This window comes from Treponema putidum, assembly GCF_000755145.1.
Taxonomy (GTDB): Bacteria; Spirochaetota; Spirochaetia; order Treponematales; family Treponemataceae; genus Treponema_B; species Treponema_B putidum.
The window spans coordinates 2,252,068-2,268,403 of the sequence record NZ_CP009228.1 but is presented as its reverse complement, the minus strand read 5'-3'; the positions used below and the strand labels follow the sequence as shown (position 1 = coordinate 2,268,403).

Genomic DNA, 16,336 nt, shown 5'->3' with positions numbered 1-16,336 from the left:
CTTCCTTTAGCCCTTTTCAATCAGCTTTGCCAAGTTTTCTGCTGTAAAGCCTAGGTATTCTGCAACTTTACCGCCGGGGGCCGATGTGCCGAATCTATCAATCGAAAAATTATCGCACTTGCAGCCCGTCCAGCCTTCCCAGCCTTGGGAGATTCCCGCTTCGGCCGTAATAACACGAATATGCTTTTTACATCCGCCTAAAACCGAATGTTTAAAATCCTTAGGAGAAGTTTCAAATCTTTCTTTCGATATAACGGAAACAACTCTGACTTTTTTATCTTTTACAAGACTTGCAGCCTTTACTGCCATACTTACCTCAGAACCCGTAGCCAAGACCGTTACGTCAGGAGTCCTGTCCGGCTTGCCTACCGTACAGCCGGAGGCCGAAGCCTCTACGTCTTTTACAATATAGGCACCGTTTTTAATCGATTCCCTCCAAAAAAGGTCTGACTTTTCCAAGATGGGCAAATTTTGGCGGCTCAAGATTAAGCAGACGGGACCGTCCTTGTGTAAAAGAGCCTGTCTCCATGCTTCCCCTGCTTCTTCGCCGTCGGCGGGGCGTAAAACAAGCACATTGGGAATAGCCCGCAATGAGGCTAAAAGTTCTATGGGCTGATGAGTGGGGCCGTCCTCTCCTACAAAGATTGAATCATGGGTAAAAACATAAATTGAAGGAATCTTCATCAAGGCTGCAAGGCGGAGAGCAGGGCGTAAATAATCGGCAAAGACTAAAAAGGTGGCACAAAATGCCCTAAAACCTCCGTGAAGCTGAATCCCGTTTGTGATAGTCCCCATTGCGAATTCTCTTATACCGAAATAAATGTATCTTCCCGAAGGATTATTATGAGAAAAGGCTGAAATTCCTTCCAAGCCTACTGCATTGGGGCCTTCCAAGTCGGCAGAACCTCCTACAAGATTGGGAAGAGCCTTCGCAAACTCGTTTAAGGCTTTTTTTGAGGCGGCACGGGTTGCAATAGCCTCATCTTTTTTGAATTCGGGGAGCTTTACCGATTTTACAATTTCTTCGGATACGCCGCCCTCGCAGAATGAGGCATCCCATTCTTTTCTTTTTTCGGGGTTGGCCTTTGACCAGGCCTCAAAGGTTTTATTCCATTCGGCTTCGGCAAGAGCGAGTTCTTCATTTCTCTTTTTAAAGAAAGCATAGGCTTCTTCTGCAACATAAAAATCGCCCTTCCCTTCAAGGCAGAGATTTTTTTTAGCTTCGGCAATGCCGTCTTTTCCTAAGGGTGCGCCGTGTGCCTTGTTTTTGCCTGCAACCGTCGGAGCTCCCTGCCCTATAACGGACTTTAATATTATAAGGGTCGGCCTTTCATCTTTTTTTGCCACAAGAGTCAGGTACTCTATATCTTCAAAGGAGTACATCGAGCAGCGCAATACCTGCCAGCCGTAGGCCTTGTACCTTTCTTCAATGTTTTCTGTAAAAGTTAAGTCTGCAGACCCGTCAATCGTAATCCTATTTTCATCATAATAAACGATGAGTTTTCCTAATTTTAGATGGCCTGCCAAACTGGAGCTTTCGGATGAAACGCCTTCCATTAAACAGCCCTCCCCTACAAGGGCGTAAGTGTAGTGGTCGACTATTTTATGCTCGGCTGTGTTAAAGCGGGAAGCAAGCATTTTTTCGGCAATAGCCATGCCTACGGCTGTAGAAATACCCTGTCCCAAGGGGCCTGTGGTAGTTTCCACTCCGGGAGTATACCCATATTCCGGATGTCCCGGGCATTTGGAGCCGAGCTGCCTAAAACTTTTTATATCGTCGATTGAAACATCGTAGCCTGAAATATGTAAGGCAGAATACAAAAGCATCGAACCATGACCTGCAGAAAGCACAAAACGGTCTCTGTCTTTCCAATCGGGATTTTTAGGATTGTGCTTTAAAATTTTAGCATACAAGGCAGCTCCCAATTCGGCAGCACCCAAAGGGAGTCCAGGATGCCCTGAATTGGCTTTTTCGATTGCGTCCATCGAAAGACTTCTGATTGAAAGAGCAATAGCTTCAAGCTCGTTTTTCATAAAAACCTCCAAGGTTATTAAAAGATTTCTAAAATCTTGCGTTTTTAGAAATCACAATTATTTTTAAGTGAGAGCCGTCATCTTATTTCTGATTTCGACCTTCACATCAGTATATACATAGGATAAATTATCAAGAGACATAGATATGACCTCCATAAACTTAGAATCTTCCGAAGACATAGAAGAGACTAATTCACTCCATTGAAATATTTTTTCAAAAATTTGGTAGATCATCAACGGGGACTGTCCGTCAAAGTCGGAAGTTTTCAATCTACGCTCTGCAATCTCGTTAAAAAATATGATGAGATTTTTATAAAAGCCCACCAAATCCGAACACAAGTCTGTTGAACCGACGTCTTTAAAAGGATTATAGTATTTAACTTCAGTATCGTAATAGGCTTCCAAATATTTTTTGCACATTGAAGATATACTTTTATAATCAGGCATAAATTTTGGAATGAATAAAGACAAAGTTTCATCCATAAAACGAAGCTTTGTCTCATCATCAAAACGTTCCATATAATGTGAAGATAGAAAATCTAAAGTAAAACACTTTATAACAGCTGCCGTCACAGGCCTGTTTATTGATGCAAAAAAATTATCCGTTTCATTTTCAGCAAGAGGATAATCAAACCAAATTTCAGGATTTTTTATAGGTTCATCCAAGACATAAAACTTTTCTTCAATTCCATAAGGCACAATGCCGAAAACATCTTTCTTTTCAAAAAACAACTCCATTGGAGCCGCATTTTTATTAAAAAGAACATCATCACCTAAAAAGTAGGCAAAGGACATAATTTCTTGAGTACCGGAATCCATAGGAAGAATTTTTAAGGAAGCACGGACAGCCGTTTCAAATAGTTTAAACCAGTCTAAAATATCATCTTCTTTAATTTCAGATTTCTTTTTTAAAATTTCAAACTCTGCATTGGACCAATCCTTGATACGTACAAAAAAACGCATAGGATAATCAAAACTAAACTCATCAAAGACCGCCGAAAAATCCCAAGCACTTATGGCAAAACTGGATTCAGAATTAAAGTTATTGTTCATACGGGAAAATATATCTATATTTTTTTTATAATCTTCACATAAGACATTGGAAATATCATTTTCAGCGTATAAAAAATAAAACGAAGAAATCCTTTCAAAACTCAAATACACCTTTTTTTTGGAATTTCTTTTCCTTCATAAAAAAGTTTTACCTCATGAGCAAACTTATTTGCCGGTAAAAAAGGTAAAAACCGTGAACCGGGAATAAAAATTTTCATTTTGCTTTCAGTATTTGAAATTTGAATGGGAAATTCCTTGCCGGTAAAAAATCCATGTCTACTAATCCATATACCGCTTTCAAAATCAGGATCAGGAAAAAAATAGGCCAGCGAAGTGGAAATCAAAAAAGTGCCTAAAAGTTCATCATCTACTTTTTTTAGACCGATAGAATTTTTAAGTTCTTGCAAAGTAAAAGCTTCCCCGCCATTTTGCAAAAATAGGTTAATTTCAGGTAATAAAGTTTCTAGCCGGTCAAACATAACTCCATATTTTAGCATATTAATCTTTTTTTTTCAAGATCGAAGAAAAACGATTGCGGCTAACATGTTAATATAAAATCCCCATACTTGAAGCCCCATAAAAAATAAGCTATAATGAATCAATTCCAGGAGGTAGAAGATGTCAGATATCCGTAAGTTGCCTATAGGCGTTCAAAGTTTTGAAGACTTAAGAGTAAAGAATTTTATTTATGTAGATAAAACCGAATATGTAAGTAAATTGGCTGCAGAAAATAAAGTGTTTTTTTTAAGCCGTCCGCGCCGCTTTGGAAAGAGTCTTTTTCTTTCTACCTTAAAGGCTTATTTTTTAGGTAAAAAAGAGCTTTTTAAAGGGCTCTATATCGAAGATGCCGAGCAAAAACAGGCAGAACTTGAGGGCCGCGAAGCTTGGATTAAATATCCCGTTCTCCATTTGGATTTTAATGGGGGAATTTATGATACAAGTGATGGTCTTTTAAACCGTTTTCTTTCATTTTTTAACGAATATGAAGAAATCTACAAAAGCACCGGTCTTGATATCCCTGACCGCTTTAAAAACCTAATAAAAAAAATTTACGAAACAACAGGCAAGCAGGTTGTTATCCTTGTCGATGAATACGATAAGCCCCTCCTTGAAACTATGATTATAAATGAGCCTTTAAACGAAGAATACCGCCGTATCTTAAAGGGCTTTTACGGAGTTATCAAAGCTTGTGATGAGTATATCCGCTTTGCCTTTTTAACGGGTGTTACTAAATTTAGCAAGGTCAGCATCTTCAGCGATTTAAACAATTTGCGGGACATAAGTATGCTGCCAGAATACGATGCGGTCTGCGGTATTACTCAAAAAGAAATGGAAAAAGTTTTTAGGCCTGAAATAATTGAACTTGGCAAGGAGCAGAGGCTTTCTGAAACCGCAACCCTCAAAAAACTAAAACAAAAATATGACGGCTATCATTTTTCTGAAAGCTCTATAAATGTGTATAACCCGTTCAGTCTTTTAAATGTCTTCGCAGGAAAGGTATTCCGCAGCTTTTGGTTTGCAACAGGAACACCTACCTTTTTGGTCAGAACCTTACAACATCAAAAAGGAATATGTATCCGCGATATTTTAGAAAATGCCGAAATGAGCGAAAACTCCTTACAGGATTACCGCCCCGATATGAATAACCCTGTTCCCATTCTTTTTCAATCAGGTTATTTAACTATAAAAGATTATGACAAGGAATTTCAGCTTTACAAATTAGGTTTCCCGAATGACGAGGTAAAGTACGGTTTTTTAGATAATCTTGTGCCGGCCTATACTTCAATCGCAAAAGATGCAAGCGGCTTATTTATAGGGAATTTTATAAGAGATTTGCGGGATAAGAAGCTGGATTCTTTTATGAAAAGAATGTACACGGCCTGTGCAGGCCTTCCTTACAGCCTTGCCTCAAAGGAAAATATAAAGATGAGGGAAAGGGATTATCAGATAGCCTTTTACATAATCTTTAGCCTGATGGGACAGTTTGTTCAAACCGAAGTAGTAAGCTCAAAAGGCAGAGCCGATTGCGTGGTTCACACAGATTATACAATCTACATCTTCGAGTTTAAGCTGATGGGTTCCGGCACACCTAAAGAAGCTGTCCAACAGATAAAAGAAAAAGGCTATGCAGAACCATACAAGACGAGCGGAAAAAAGATAGTCCTAATAGGTGCGGTTTTTGCCGACGATATTGATGAGGATACCGCCGATACATGGGAGGTTTGTGAGTTACCCTAAATCCCCATACTTGAAGCCTCATAAAAAATAGAGTATAATAAAAAAATATGAAATATAAAAATCTACCGGTATACGAACAAAAAGACAGAATATTGGAAATGCTTGAGCACAATCAGGTGATCGTTGTAGAAAGTCCGACAGGCTCAGGCAAGACCACCCAGCTGCCGGTTATTTTACATGAAGCAGGCTACAGCCGTTCCGGTATGATAGGAGTTACCCAGCCGAGGCGTATTGCAGCCCTTTCGGTGAGCGAATTTATTTCAAAACAGCTTAAAGAGCCCATGCCCGGTCTTGTCGGATATAAGATGAGGTTTGAGGATAAGACTTCAAGCGATACGAAAATAAAAATAATGACAGACGGCATTCTACTACAGGAACTTAAACTTGATCCTTGGCTTAGTAAGTACTCCGTAATTTTGGTAGATGAAGCTCATGAGCGGAGTTTAAATATAGACTTTATCTTAGGCCTTTTAAAACGGATAATAACGGAACGCAAAGACTTTAAGGTTATAATTTCGTCGGCCACAATAAATACCGATTTATTTTCAATGTACTTTGACGGATGCCCCGTAATCAAAATAGATGCAGTCACCTATCCCGTTACCCTTATCTTTGACCCCCCTTTAGTTAAGGCTTCTACCGATACCCAAGAAGCGGAAACAGCCTTGATGGACAAGATAGCCTCGATTGTAGGCCGCATTTTAAGCGAGGGACGGAGCGGTGCCATTCTGGTTTTTCTTCCGGGGGAAAGAGCTATCAAGGGCTGCATTGAAAGGCTTTCAAAAGAACCGTGGTACAGAAAACTTTTTATCCTACCCCTCTACGGACGCTTAAGTAAGGAAGAACAAGAAAGGGTTTTTACCTCCCCTCCTTTCGGAAAAAAGAAGATTGTTATATCGACAAACATAGCGGAAACCTCCATAACTATAAACGACATTGCAGCCGTTATAGACTCGGGGCTTGCAAAACTTAACTTTTATAATCCATTTACCTTTACCTCAAGTTTGGATGAAACCCTCATATCGAAGGCCTCGTGTAATCAAAGAAGAGGAAGAGCCGGAAGAACTCAAGAAGGCGTATGCTACCGCCTTTACACACGCAAAGATTTTGAAACAAGACAGCTTTATACCCTCGAAGAAATTTACCGTACGGACTTATCCGAAGTAGTCATGAGAATGGCGGAACTGGGAATTCTCGACTTTGAAAATTTCGATTTTATTTCGCCTCCGGGTAAAAAAGGAATAATAGGGGCCATCGACACCCTAAACATGCTTGATGCCCTAGAAAGCGACCGCTCTTTAAGCAGCATAGGAAAGATGATGTGTCTTTTTCCTTTAGCTCCAAGACAATCCCGAATCATAGTTGAGGCAATTACAAGATACCCCGACCTTGTAGAAGAAGTTTTAATCGCTGCAGCCTTTTTATCGGCACGGAGCCCCGTCATCTTCCCTGAAGGAGAAGAAATTGAAGCCCGCAAGGCTCATGCCCTTTTTGATGAACCGCTAGGAGACTTTGCATCCTTTTTAAAGGTTTTTAGAATGTACTCTCAAGCCCTTGATAAAGAAAAGTTTTGTAAAATTCACTATCTTGATGACCGTGTAATGGCCGAAATAGCCAACATAAAAGAACAGCTTGAACTCATAGTTTCGGATATGGGAGTACCGATTCTTTCGGGCGGAAAGATGGAACACTATCTTACAGCAATAGCCAAGGGAATGATTCAGTTTGTGTGCTCGGCTCAGGGAAGGGACTCTTACCGCTCCCTTACAACAGAAAAGATTTTTATCCACCCCGGCTCCTGCATGTACAAAGAAAAAGAACAGTTTATAGTTGCAGGCGAAATAGTCAGAACTTCGCGTATGTATGCCATGTCGGTTTCTCCTCTTTCAAAAAAGATAATTGAAGAGGTTGCCCCTGCCCTTTTAGAAAGAAAGGATAAAAGAGCAAAGAAAGAAAAAGACGAACACAGGGCAGAACAAAAAGAAGAAAAGAAAAGGCCGGAAGAAGAAAGCGTTCTGATCGAAGGAACACGTTATCTTATCAAAAAAATAAAGGGCAAAAAGCATCTCATTCTTCCTTGGAAAGAATTTAAACTTACGGCCGAGGCTCTCCGCAAAAAATATAGTGAAGAAAATCAAAACGGAGCCTTGGAGCAATTAAAGGGCTTAAGAGGAAAAATAGAAATCCAAAAAAACGAGCTCCTATCGGGCGAAAAGATGGATTTGATTTTAAATGTGGTAAATAATTTTAATATCGAACAGATAGAAAAAACCGAAGATGAAAAGCGCCTTGACAGAAATAAAAATTATTTTATTGAAGAAGATTTGGAAGCCCTTGTAAATTCCTTAAACCTCTTATTTAGAACTACAATAGCAAAAAAGACTACAAAGCAGCTGGGTTTTATAACCCTCTTTTGTGACGGTACAGGACATTTTTGGTTTAAAACCTCAAGAGGTTTTCATACGGCCTTACACGAAAGCCTTGTATCCCTTCAAAGCTTGATTGACCTTGCAGGAGAAAATTTTAACGAAGACCAAAAAATAATAGTCCGCAATATCTACGGAAAAATGAATAAGATGATTTAAGGTCAGTACTAAAAAACTTGTTGTTTTTTAGCGGTAACCGTGATCCTTTGAAAAAAAATTATTGGAGGCTCGATAAACAGTTCGGCAGGAATTCTGCCTCGCTGTTTATCTGCCGAGTTTGCCTTTCGGCAAACGTCGCATTATTGGAGTGCTTATGTGGTGGTTAGTTGCTGTTTTGAGCGGTATTTTTGTGTTTTTATTTTTAAAAAAGTCGTGGAAAGAAAATTCGGAAGGGGTGAAATTGAATGACGGAACTGCTGCAGAAGATGAAGCCTTAGATGATGTAGTTGAAATGGAAGATGCTTTTTTTGAAGCTGTCCAATCGGGAAAAAAGGCCGTCAAATTTATGCACTTGTTCTATCAAGAAGACTTAATGATGATAAAATCATTATTTCAAAGTGAACATATTCCATACCGTGTTGAAAACGAACATGTAGCTTCGGTTCTTGTAGGATACGGCGTTACCGGCTTTAACCATACCGATTTTTATATTCTTCGTGAAGATTACGATGATGCGTTTAAAATTGTAAAAGAATATGCCGAAAATAAGCGTTTATCCGGAAAGGTTTCAGGTATGGCTGATAAGATGGGAGCTGTAATTACCGTTTTATTTGCATCAAGTTTTATACCCGATAAACATGAAACCTCAGGGATAGTGATTTTTAAACTTGAAGAAGATTAAGCTTTTTAACTCAAAAACGATTAATTAAGCTCTTTTAATTTTTTTAAGAGGGATGCCGCCTGATAGTTTTTCGGATTTAATTCCAAAGCATAGCCTAAAACACTTATAGCCCTATCATAAGCCTTTCTTTCATAAAAGATTGAGGCAATCTCATAGTGCAGCATACTTTGTCTTTTTTTATCCTGAGTCATTGATGCGGCAAGGCTGTAGGCATTTACAGCATCTTCGGTTTTACCGGACATATAATACATATAGGCGGAATTTACCGTAGAAGCATAAGCATAGGCAGGAACTTGTGCAGAAGCAGCAAAAGAATAAATAGCACTTTCAAAGTCCCCGCTTAAGGCCGAATTTATACCTTCATAAAAAGAATCTTCATATCTTTTGCCTATTGCACTAATGCTAAGACAAGCATTAAAATCTCCCGATTGAGCAAAATACCATTTTGCATATTCTCTGATAATGGGTTCCTTGCCGTATTTTTCAAGAATCGTCCACATATCGGCCTTGCCCCTTGCTTTGGAAGCATAGGATTTATCCATTATTTGATTGTATCTAAATTCTTCCAAAATAAACCTAGAATCAAAATCAGGAATTTCCATTGCTCTTTTTAAAAGCTCTTTAGGAGCATAAGTCATTTTAGGAGAAGTAAAATATGTTTCCTCCATCTTCATTGAATAAAACCCCTTAGATTCAAGATAGGCTGTAAGTTCATCTTGCGAATTTAACTCACGTAAGGCAATATCTTCCCTTACATAACGGGCAATCACAGGGTAAAAGTTAGGATATAAATCTATACATTCTATTAAAAGGTCTACACGCTCTTTTTCGTCAGGAGCGGTCAGAGCCAAATCATAAAATACTATGGGAGAGGCTTCGGGACTTCTGTCGGCAGCAGCCTGCCAAAAAGCCCTAGCCCTTTCCGTATCACCTTGACCGAAGGCTGCATCGGCCGCAAGCATCAAGTGAAGACGGGCATTTTCAGCCGTTTTACCCTCACCGCCGTCCTTATCCGCATAAACAAGAGAAAAATACAAATCACCAAAAATAGAATCGAAAACACCGAGGTCATAAACAATACAGCTCCAAAAAAAAGGATGTTCGGGAGCGGTATCTTGAGGAATATCATAGCGTAAGGATGAAGCTTCCCTTAAACGCCCTTTAGCAGCCAAAACAATGGCCGCATTTTTTAAAAAAACTTGATTTTTTGTTTTATCATAAGCCGCTTTTAAAAGACTAAAATCGGAATTAAAAGCATTCAATGCAATATCCGACAAAATTGAGGCTTCGGCCCCCAAGGAAGCATAAGGCGTATTTTTTAATTTTTCACAATAAGGCAAGGCTTCAGCCGGCTTATCTGAATCAATAAGAATAGAAGTTAATAATGCCGGAAGCTCTACAGCGTCAGGGAAATTTTTTATACCTGTTTGAAGAGAAATTAAGGCATCTGGAACGGAATTAAGTTTTAATTGCCGTTTGACAATACTTATATAATTTGTAGAATTTACGGCCTTTTTTTGCAGGCGTTTTAAACTCTTCAAAGCCTTAGCCTGACGGCCTTCCGCTATTTGAACATCAATATTGGAAAGTTCTTCAAAAAAAGCTTGCTCATTAGTTTTGCCCGAACAAGAAAAAAATAAAAAAACTATAAAAAGAAAAAAAACAATCTTTTGCCGCTGCATTCTCAAATTTTAAGACTTATTTTTAATACTGTCAAGTACCGCATTTACAAATTTATAAGAATCATCGGTTCCAAAATCTTTTGCTAAATTTATAGCTTCATCTATTACAATCGGCGAAGGGGTATCTTTTTGATAAAGAAGGGAATAAACGCTCAATCTTAAAATAGCCTTATCGACGGAATTAAGCCGATCTATAACCCAGTTATCCAGATTTTCCTGAATTACCCTGTCAATTTCGGTTATATTTTCGATTGTTCCTAAAATCATCATTCTAGGAAAAATATATTTATCAGATTCAAGCCCTGACTCTATTTTCTCGTTTTGCTGCCAAGAAAATGTCAATAAATCATCGAGGACGGTCCCCCCCATATCCCAAGCAACAAGAGCTTGAAAAGCGAGAATCCGTCCTCTTCTTCTGCCTATACTCATCAGAACCTATTTATTACCACGTAAGAAGTTTATCAAGCTCCGCATCCGTTTTTAAGATTTTACAATTATCATCGGTGCGCAAACGTGTATATGTATCTTGAATAATCGATTGAACTGCATTTAAGGCCAGTCCTTGAGATAGGAGGCTTTTTATCTGATCATAAAGAGTAACCGTAGAAGATGGATCAGGGACATCACTTAAAGTCAAAATTTTCGCATCAAGTTTTTCGGTTATAACAAAAAACTGCCTGCTATCGGCCCTCTCTTGAATATCGAATATATAGTTTACATCTTTTGAAAAAATTTCCATTAAGGCTTCCGTAGACGCATTTAAAAACTGAGCTCCCTCTGCTGTTTTAGGTATGTAGCCTTCTTGAGCAACATAATTACCCGATTCGGCATTCTTTTTGATGTTAGCAATCTCTTTTATATTCTTTTTTACCTTGTTATATAATTCATTAATTTTATCAATTTCTTCCTTGTCTTTGCCTTCTTTTTTAACGGCAACAAAAAGCATTTTCACCATATCTGGACGCACTAATTCGCCCTTTTTCATTTCATAATATGCACGTATTTGAGCATCGGTAGGAGTTGCCATTCTTACAATTTCTGCTTGATTTTTTGAAGTTATATAATTTTGGATTATCAAGTTGTCTTTTATAATCTTTTTTATTTCTTCTACATTATTACCCGTCAGCTTTTTTATAAACTCATCAAGAGAAATATTTTCTTGTTGCTTGATCAGCTTTGTGAATTCACTCTCTGTTATAGGATATTTTACTATTGAGGAAAGGGCTTCATTAAAAGCTGCATCTACTTGAGAATTCGTAACCTTGATATTTTCTTTTTCGGCAGCTTGAACTAAAAGCTTGGTTCTCATCAAGCTTTCCAAAACAAGTTTTTTATCGCTATTTGTAGCTACATTTCCGCCTTGAGATTCGGCAAATTTTACAAGCTTTTTAAGCTGCCCCAGAGTGATAGGTTCCTTTTTTGACAGGTTTACCTGCGCAATTACCTGTAAATCATTTTGGGCAGTCAAAAGCCCTAAAAACCCAACCAACATAACTACAATAAATACTTTCTTTTTCATTTTTCCCTCGTCTATTCCGTCGTAAACACGGATTATATTTTCAAAGAAGGCAAAGCCGAACTTTGCCATATTAACAAATTCTACGGCAATAAGTTACATTTAACTTGCCTTGCTATAGGTTACATTTAATGTTCAAGTACAGCCCTTATACGCCTAACCCCAGAAGAAGAAGACTGTTCTTTTTTAATAGAAAAACGGCCTAAAGAACCGGTTCTTTCAACATGAGGACCTCCGCATACTTCTATTGAAAAATCTCCTATTTTGTATACTTTAACAATATCTTCATATTTTTCGCCAAAAAGAGCCATAGCACCTATTTTTTTTGCCTCTTCCAACGGCATAACTTCCATAGTTACAGGCAAATCGGCCTTAATAGCCTCATTTACAAGCCTTTCAACCTCTTTTTTTTCGGCCTCTGTCATGGGCTCAGGATGCGAAAAATCGAAACGGAGCCTTTCAGCTGTTATATTCGAGCCCTTTTGATGAACATGATCGCCTAGAACTATTCTTAAAGCCTTGTGCAACAGGTGGGTAGCCGTATGATAGGCCGTTGTCTGTTCGGAATGATCGGCAAGCCCGCCCTTAAATACCTGTTCGCTTCCTGCCCTTGATAGCTCCTGATGCTTTTTAAAAGCTTCATCGAATTCTTCTCTATTTACGGTTAAACCGGATTCGGAGGCAAGTTCTTCCGTTAGTTCTATAGGAAAGCCGTAGGTATCATAGAGTTTAAAGGCCATTCTTCCCGGAATAATCTTTTTAGGATTTTTTAAAAGGTTCGGAAGCATTTTTTCGAATTCTGCCTCGCCTTTTTTTAAGGTTTCAAGGAATTTATCCTCTTCGGCCTTAAGTTCCGTTAAAATTAGGGTTTCGTTTTCTTTTAGTTCGGTATAAAAGCCTGCATTTTGAGCAATGACAGCAGAAGCAGGAACGGATAAAAAGTTGCCGTCTATGCCGAGTTTTTTGCCGTGCCTTACCGCCCGCCTGATAAGCCTTCTTAAAACATAGCCTGCCCCTATATTTGACGGAAGCGTAGTTTTAGGGTCTCCTAAGATAAAGCAGGCCGTTCTGATATGGTCGGCAATAATTCTGATAGATATATCGGTTTTTTCGTTATCACCGTATTTTACGCCGCTTATGTCTTCGATAGATTTTATAATTGAGGTAAAGGCTTCGGTATTATAGACGGAAGGTTTTCCTTGAAGCATGGCGACTGTTCGCTCGACTCCCATTCCCGTATCTACGCATTTTCTTTTTAATGGAGAATAAGAGCCGTCTTTGTTTTTATTGTATTGCATAAAAACATTGTTCCATATCTCTACATATTTGCCGCAGTTACAGCCGGGGCGGCAATTTGAACCGCAGGCAGGTTTTCCCGTATCTATAAAAATTTCCGTATCGGGACCGCATGGGCCTGTTTCACCGGCAGGGCCCCACCAGTTATCTTCTTTTGGTAAAAAGAAAATTCTATCCTTGGAAACGCCCAAACTTTCCCAAATAGAAGCCGATTCTTCATCACGGGGAGCATCTTCATTTCCTTCAAAGACCGTAAAGGAAAGCTTTTCTATAGGAATCCCTAAATATTTTTCGTCCGTTAAAAATTCGAAGCTATAGGCGATTGACTCTTTTTTAAAATAATCTCCTAAAGACCAATTTCCAAGCATTTCAAAAAAAGTCAAGTGAGAAGCATCCCCGACATCATCTATATCGCCCGTGCGAACACATTTTTGCACATCGGTTAAACGGGTTCCCGCAGGATGAGGTTCTCCCATCAAATATGGGACAAGAGGATGCATACCGGCAGTTGTAAATAAAACAGTTGGATCATTTTCAGGGATAAGAGACCTCCCCGAAATTTCTACATGACCCTTGCTCTTAAAAAAATCTATATATTTTGAACGCAGTTCATCAATCGTAATATTTTTATTCATAGTGAAGTATTTTAAGGAATAAAAAAGAAATTGTCAAGAATGTTAATATAAAATTTAACAAGTTACAGAAAATTTGCAAACATAAACCTATTTTTTAATCATGGTAAAGATTCTTTACGGCAATGCCGAATAAGGTTACGGGAGAACATGATGAAAAAAATTATTTTTATTTCTACGATTCTTTTGACGGTTTTTACAGGTCTATATTCGGAAGAAACAAAGCCCGAATTTGAGGTTACTCTTAATATTACCAACATCGAAACTATCGAAGGAAAGCTATTCTTGAGTATCTATCAAGATGCACAATCTTTTAAGAAAAAAGAGCCTTTAAAGACGGTCAGCATTCAAGTAGACGCTAAGGAAATGAGAATAACGGAAAAACTTCCGCAGGGAGAATATGTTTTTTTTGTTTATCAAGACCTTAACGGAAACGATAAACTGGATAGAAACTTTTTAGGTATGCCTAAGGAACCTGTAGGATACGGCAACCATAAGGGCGGAAGGCCCGGAGGATTCAACAAGCTAAAAATAGAAATTAAAGAAGATAAAAGCATAGATATTAAACTTTTTAAAATTTAACGGCTTCTTTAGGCTAGATTTTAATCTTACTATCTGTTAAAATGCCCTCTCTTGAGAGGGATGTATGGATAGTGTAAAAAATTTAAAAAACAAGATTCCGCCTAACAATATAGAAGCTGAAAAGGCTGTTCTGGGAGCTATTTTGATCGATCCTGATGTCTTTACCTTTGTAAGGCCGATCTTAGATGCAGGGGCTTTTTATTCTCCCCAACACCAGAAGATATATAACGCTATTGCTGAATTAGACACACGCTCCCAAAAGGCAGATATTTTAATATTGACAGACTATCTCCGCTCTACAAATGAATTGGATTCTGTCGGAGGGGCAGGATACATAGCATCTTTGACGGATGAGGTTCCCAGCTCTGCCAATTTTGAATTCTATGCAAAGATGGTATTGGAAGCCGCAATAAGAAGAAACTTACTGAAGGTTTCAAATAAAATTTCTGCAGATGTCTTTGATGACAGCATATCAAGCCGAACAGTCTTGGAAGAAGCACAAAAGAGCATTTTTGATCTAACCGAAGCAGGAAATTCGGCTACTTTTAAATCCCTTGCAGAAGTTATAATGCCGACACTGGAAGTTTTAGAGAAAATGCATGAACGCAAGGGAGAATATACTGGAGTTCCATCAGGCTTCGCTAATTTAGACAATATGACCTACGGCTTTCAGAATTCAGAGTTCATTATCATAGGAGCCCGTCCTTCCGTAGGAAAAACAGCCCTTGCAATGACCATGGCAGCTCACATCGCTATTGATGAAAAAATCCCCACAGCCTTTTTTTCCCTTGAAATGTCGGATATGCAGCTGGTACAACGCTTGATAGCCTCCCGTTCCAAAATAAATTCCAATAGAATAAGGTCTGCAAACCTCACAGCACGGGATTTTACCAAGGTTTCGGAAACCTGCGGTGCCTTATATGAAGCGCCCTTTTATCTTGTAGATATGCCTAATATGAAGCTTTTGGATTTAAGGGCTATAGCCCGCCAGCTTTGCAGTCCTCCGTATAATGTCAGAATTATCTTCATAGACTACATTACGCTTATAACGGGCGAAAATGCTTCTATACAACAACGTCATGAACAGATTGCCGAAATTTCCAGATCTCTAAAAAGCCTTGCAAGAGAGCTGAATATTCCGGTAGTAGCCCTATCTCAGCTGACAAGAGATGCTGAAGGGAAAAAACCCGGCCTTGCCGATATAAGAGAGTCAGGTTCTCTTGAACAGGATGCGGATGTCGTTATGTTTTTACACCGTGAAAGAGTCGAAACAAGCGAAGATGAAGCAAAACCTATCCCTACCGAGCTTATTTTAGCAAAACAAAGGAACGGCCCCATAGGGACGGTTTCTCTTTTATTTTTGCCGCAATACACAACATTTGTTACGGAAGCCAAAGAAAAATGATTTACTAAATTCACTTAAAATTATAAAAGCACCTTGACTATTAACGGAAAAAATCGGATAATATACCTAAGATTATTATTTTAAGGAGGTTTCTTTGAAAAAAGTAAGACTATTACTTTTGCTGTTTGTTGTTGCTTTTCTATTTTCCTGTAAATCTGCTCCTAAGCAAAAAGAAGAAAAACCGGATGAAATGGAAAAAATTCAACAACAAGAATCAGTAAAGGAAGAACCTGATAAGAAAGCGGAACAAAAAGTTATATCCGATGATGCATCGTATGTTATATATTTTGCACCGCAAGCCTATCAAATCGATCAGTTTACTGCACAAAAACTAAAAGAAATAGCGGATGATCTTAAAGCCCGAGGGGTAAAGAAAATCTTTATTTCAGGTCATAGTGCAAAACTTGACTCGCAAAAGGACGAAGATCGTATTGCCTTACAGCGTGCTATTGCTGTTGCAAACTATTTTCAAACAATGGGACTATTTGATGCGAACGGTATAACTGTCGAAGGTAAGGGAGCTCGCGAACCTGCAAGTACGCACTCGGAAATTACTGACCGTTTTAAGAACCGCAGAGTAGAAATTCACAGTGTTAAATAAACACTATGAGATTAAAAAAATCATTTTGGA

At 38.6% G+C, this 16,336-nt stretch carries 13 protein-coding genes; 6 read left to right on the top strand and 7 right to left on the bottom strand.

Annotated features, from left to right (window positions below; translation table 11 throughout):
• Positions 1-6 precede the first annotated feature (6 nt).
• The 3 genes from tkt to JO40_RS14825 form a co-directional block, all read right to left on the bottom strand.
• Complete coding sequence (tkt, locus tag JO40_RS10405) at positions 7-2,034, bottom strand: transketolase (RefSeq protein WP_044979280.1); 2,028 nt, start codon at positions 2,032-2,034, stop codon at positions 7-9.
• Between the two features lie 63 nt (positions 2,035-2,097).
• Positions 2,098-3,192, bottom strand: coding sequence for a hypothetical protein (locus JO40_RS10400; RefSeq protein ID WP_245608855.1), 1,095 nt, complete (start codon positions 3,190-3,192; stop codon positions 2,098-2,100).
• Positions 3,189-3,566, bottom strand: coding sequence for a hypothetical protein (locus tag JO40_RS14825; protein ID WP_245608854.1), 378 nt, complete (start codon positions 3,564-3,566; stop codon positions 3,189-3,191). Before JO40_RS14825 ends, JO40_RS10400 begins: the two co-directional genes overlap by 4 nt.
• Positions 3,567-3,705: 139 nt before the next feature.
• Between JO40_RS14825 and JO40_RS10395 the strand changes: the two genes are divergently transcribed.
• The 3 genes from JO40_RS10395 to JO40_RS10385 all read left to right on the top strand — a co-directional run bounded on the left by JO40_RS10395 (position 3,706) and on the right by JO40_RS10385 (position 8,592).
• Complete coding sequence (locus JO40_RS10395) at positions 3,706-5,325, top strand: ATP-binding protein (RefSeq protein ID WP_044979278.1); 1,620 nt, start codon at positions 3,706-3,708, stop codon at positions 5,323-5,325.
• Positions 5,326-5,372: 47 nt separating this feature from the next.
• Entirely contained in the window at positions 5,373-7,910 is a 2,538-nt protein-coding gene (locus JO40_RS10390) for a helicase-related protein (RefSeq protein WP_044979276.1), read from the top strand.
• 154 nt (positions 7,911-8,064) lie between these two features.
• A complete protein-coding gene (locus JO40_RS10385) occupies positions 8,065-8,592 on the top strand; it encodes a putative signal transducing protein (protein WP_044979275.1) in 528 nt (175 codons plus the stop codon).
• A 20-nt stretch (positions 8,593-8,612) separates the two neighbouring features.
• Here the strand turns inward: JO40_RS10385 and JO40_RS10380 are convergent, their stop codons facing one another.
• The 4 genes from JO40_RS10380 to JO40_RS10365 all read right to left on the bottom strand — a co-directional run bounded on the left by JO40_RS10380 (position 8,613) and on the right by JO40_RS10365 (position 13,721).
• Entirely contained in the window at positions 8,613-10,274 is a 1,662-nt protein-coding gene (locus JO40_RS10380) for a tetratricopeptide repeat protein (RefSeq protein WP_044979274.1), read from the bottom strand.
• Positions 10,275-10,283: 9 nt separating this feature from the next.
• Positions 10,284-10,703, bottom strand: a complete 420-nt coding sequence (gene nusB, locus JO40_RS10375) for a transcription antitermination factor NusB (protein WP_044979273.1) — start codon at positions 10,701-10,703, stop codon at positions 10,284-10,286.
• Positions 10,704-10,716: 13 nt separating this feature from the next.
• Complete coding sequence (locus JO40_RS10370; protein ID WP_044979801.1) at positions 10,717-11,793, bottom strand: MOSP complex formation periplasmic protein, TDE1658 family; 1,077 nt, start codon at positions 11,791-11,793, stop codon at positions 10,717-10,719.
• A gap of 125 nt (positions 11,794-11,918) precedes the next feature.
• A complete protein-coding gene (locus JO40_RS10365; RefSeq protein WP_044979272.1) occupies positions 11,919-13,721 on the bottom strand; it encodes an alanine--tRNA ligase in 1,803 nt (600 codons plus the stop codon).
• A 150-nt stretch (positions 13,722-13,871) separates the two neighbouring features.
• Here JO40_RS10365 and JO40_RS10360 point away from each other — a divergent pair, with 150 nt between their 5' ends.
• The 3 genes from JO40_RS10360 (at position 13,872) to JO40_RS10350 (ending at position 16,306) form a co-directional block, all read left to right on the top strand.
• Positions 13,872-14,300 (top strand): DUF2141 domain-containing protein, encoded by a 429-nt coding sequence (locus tag JO40_RS10360; RefSeq protein ID WP_044979271.1) that lies wholly within the window; start codon positions 13,872-13,874, stop codon positions 14,298-14,300.
• Between the two features lie 64 nt (positions 14,301-14,364).
• Positions 14,365-15,705: a replicative DNA helicase gene (dnaB, locus tag JO40_RS10355; protein WP_044979270.1), complete on the top strand. Its 1,341-nt coding sequence runs from the start codon at positions 14,365-14,367 to the stop codon at positions 15,703-15,705.
• Positions 15,706-15,799: 94 nt separating this feature from the next.
• Positions 15,800-16,306: an OmpA family protein gene (locus JO40_RS10350; protein WP_044979269.1), complete on the top strand. Its 507-nt coding sequence runs from the start codon at positions 15,800-15,802 to the stop codon at positions 16,304-16,306.
• The last annotated feature ends 30 nt before the right edge of the window (positions 16,307-16,336 follow it).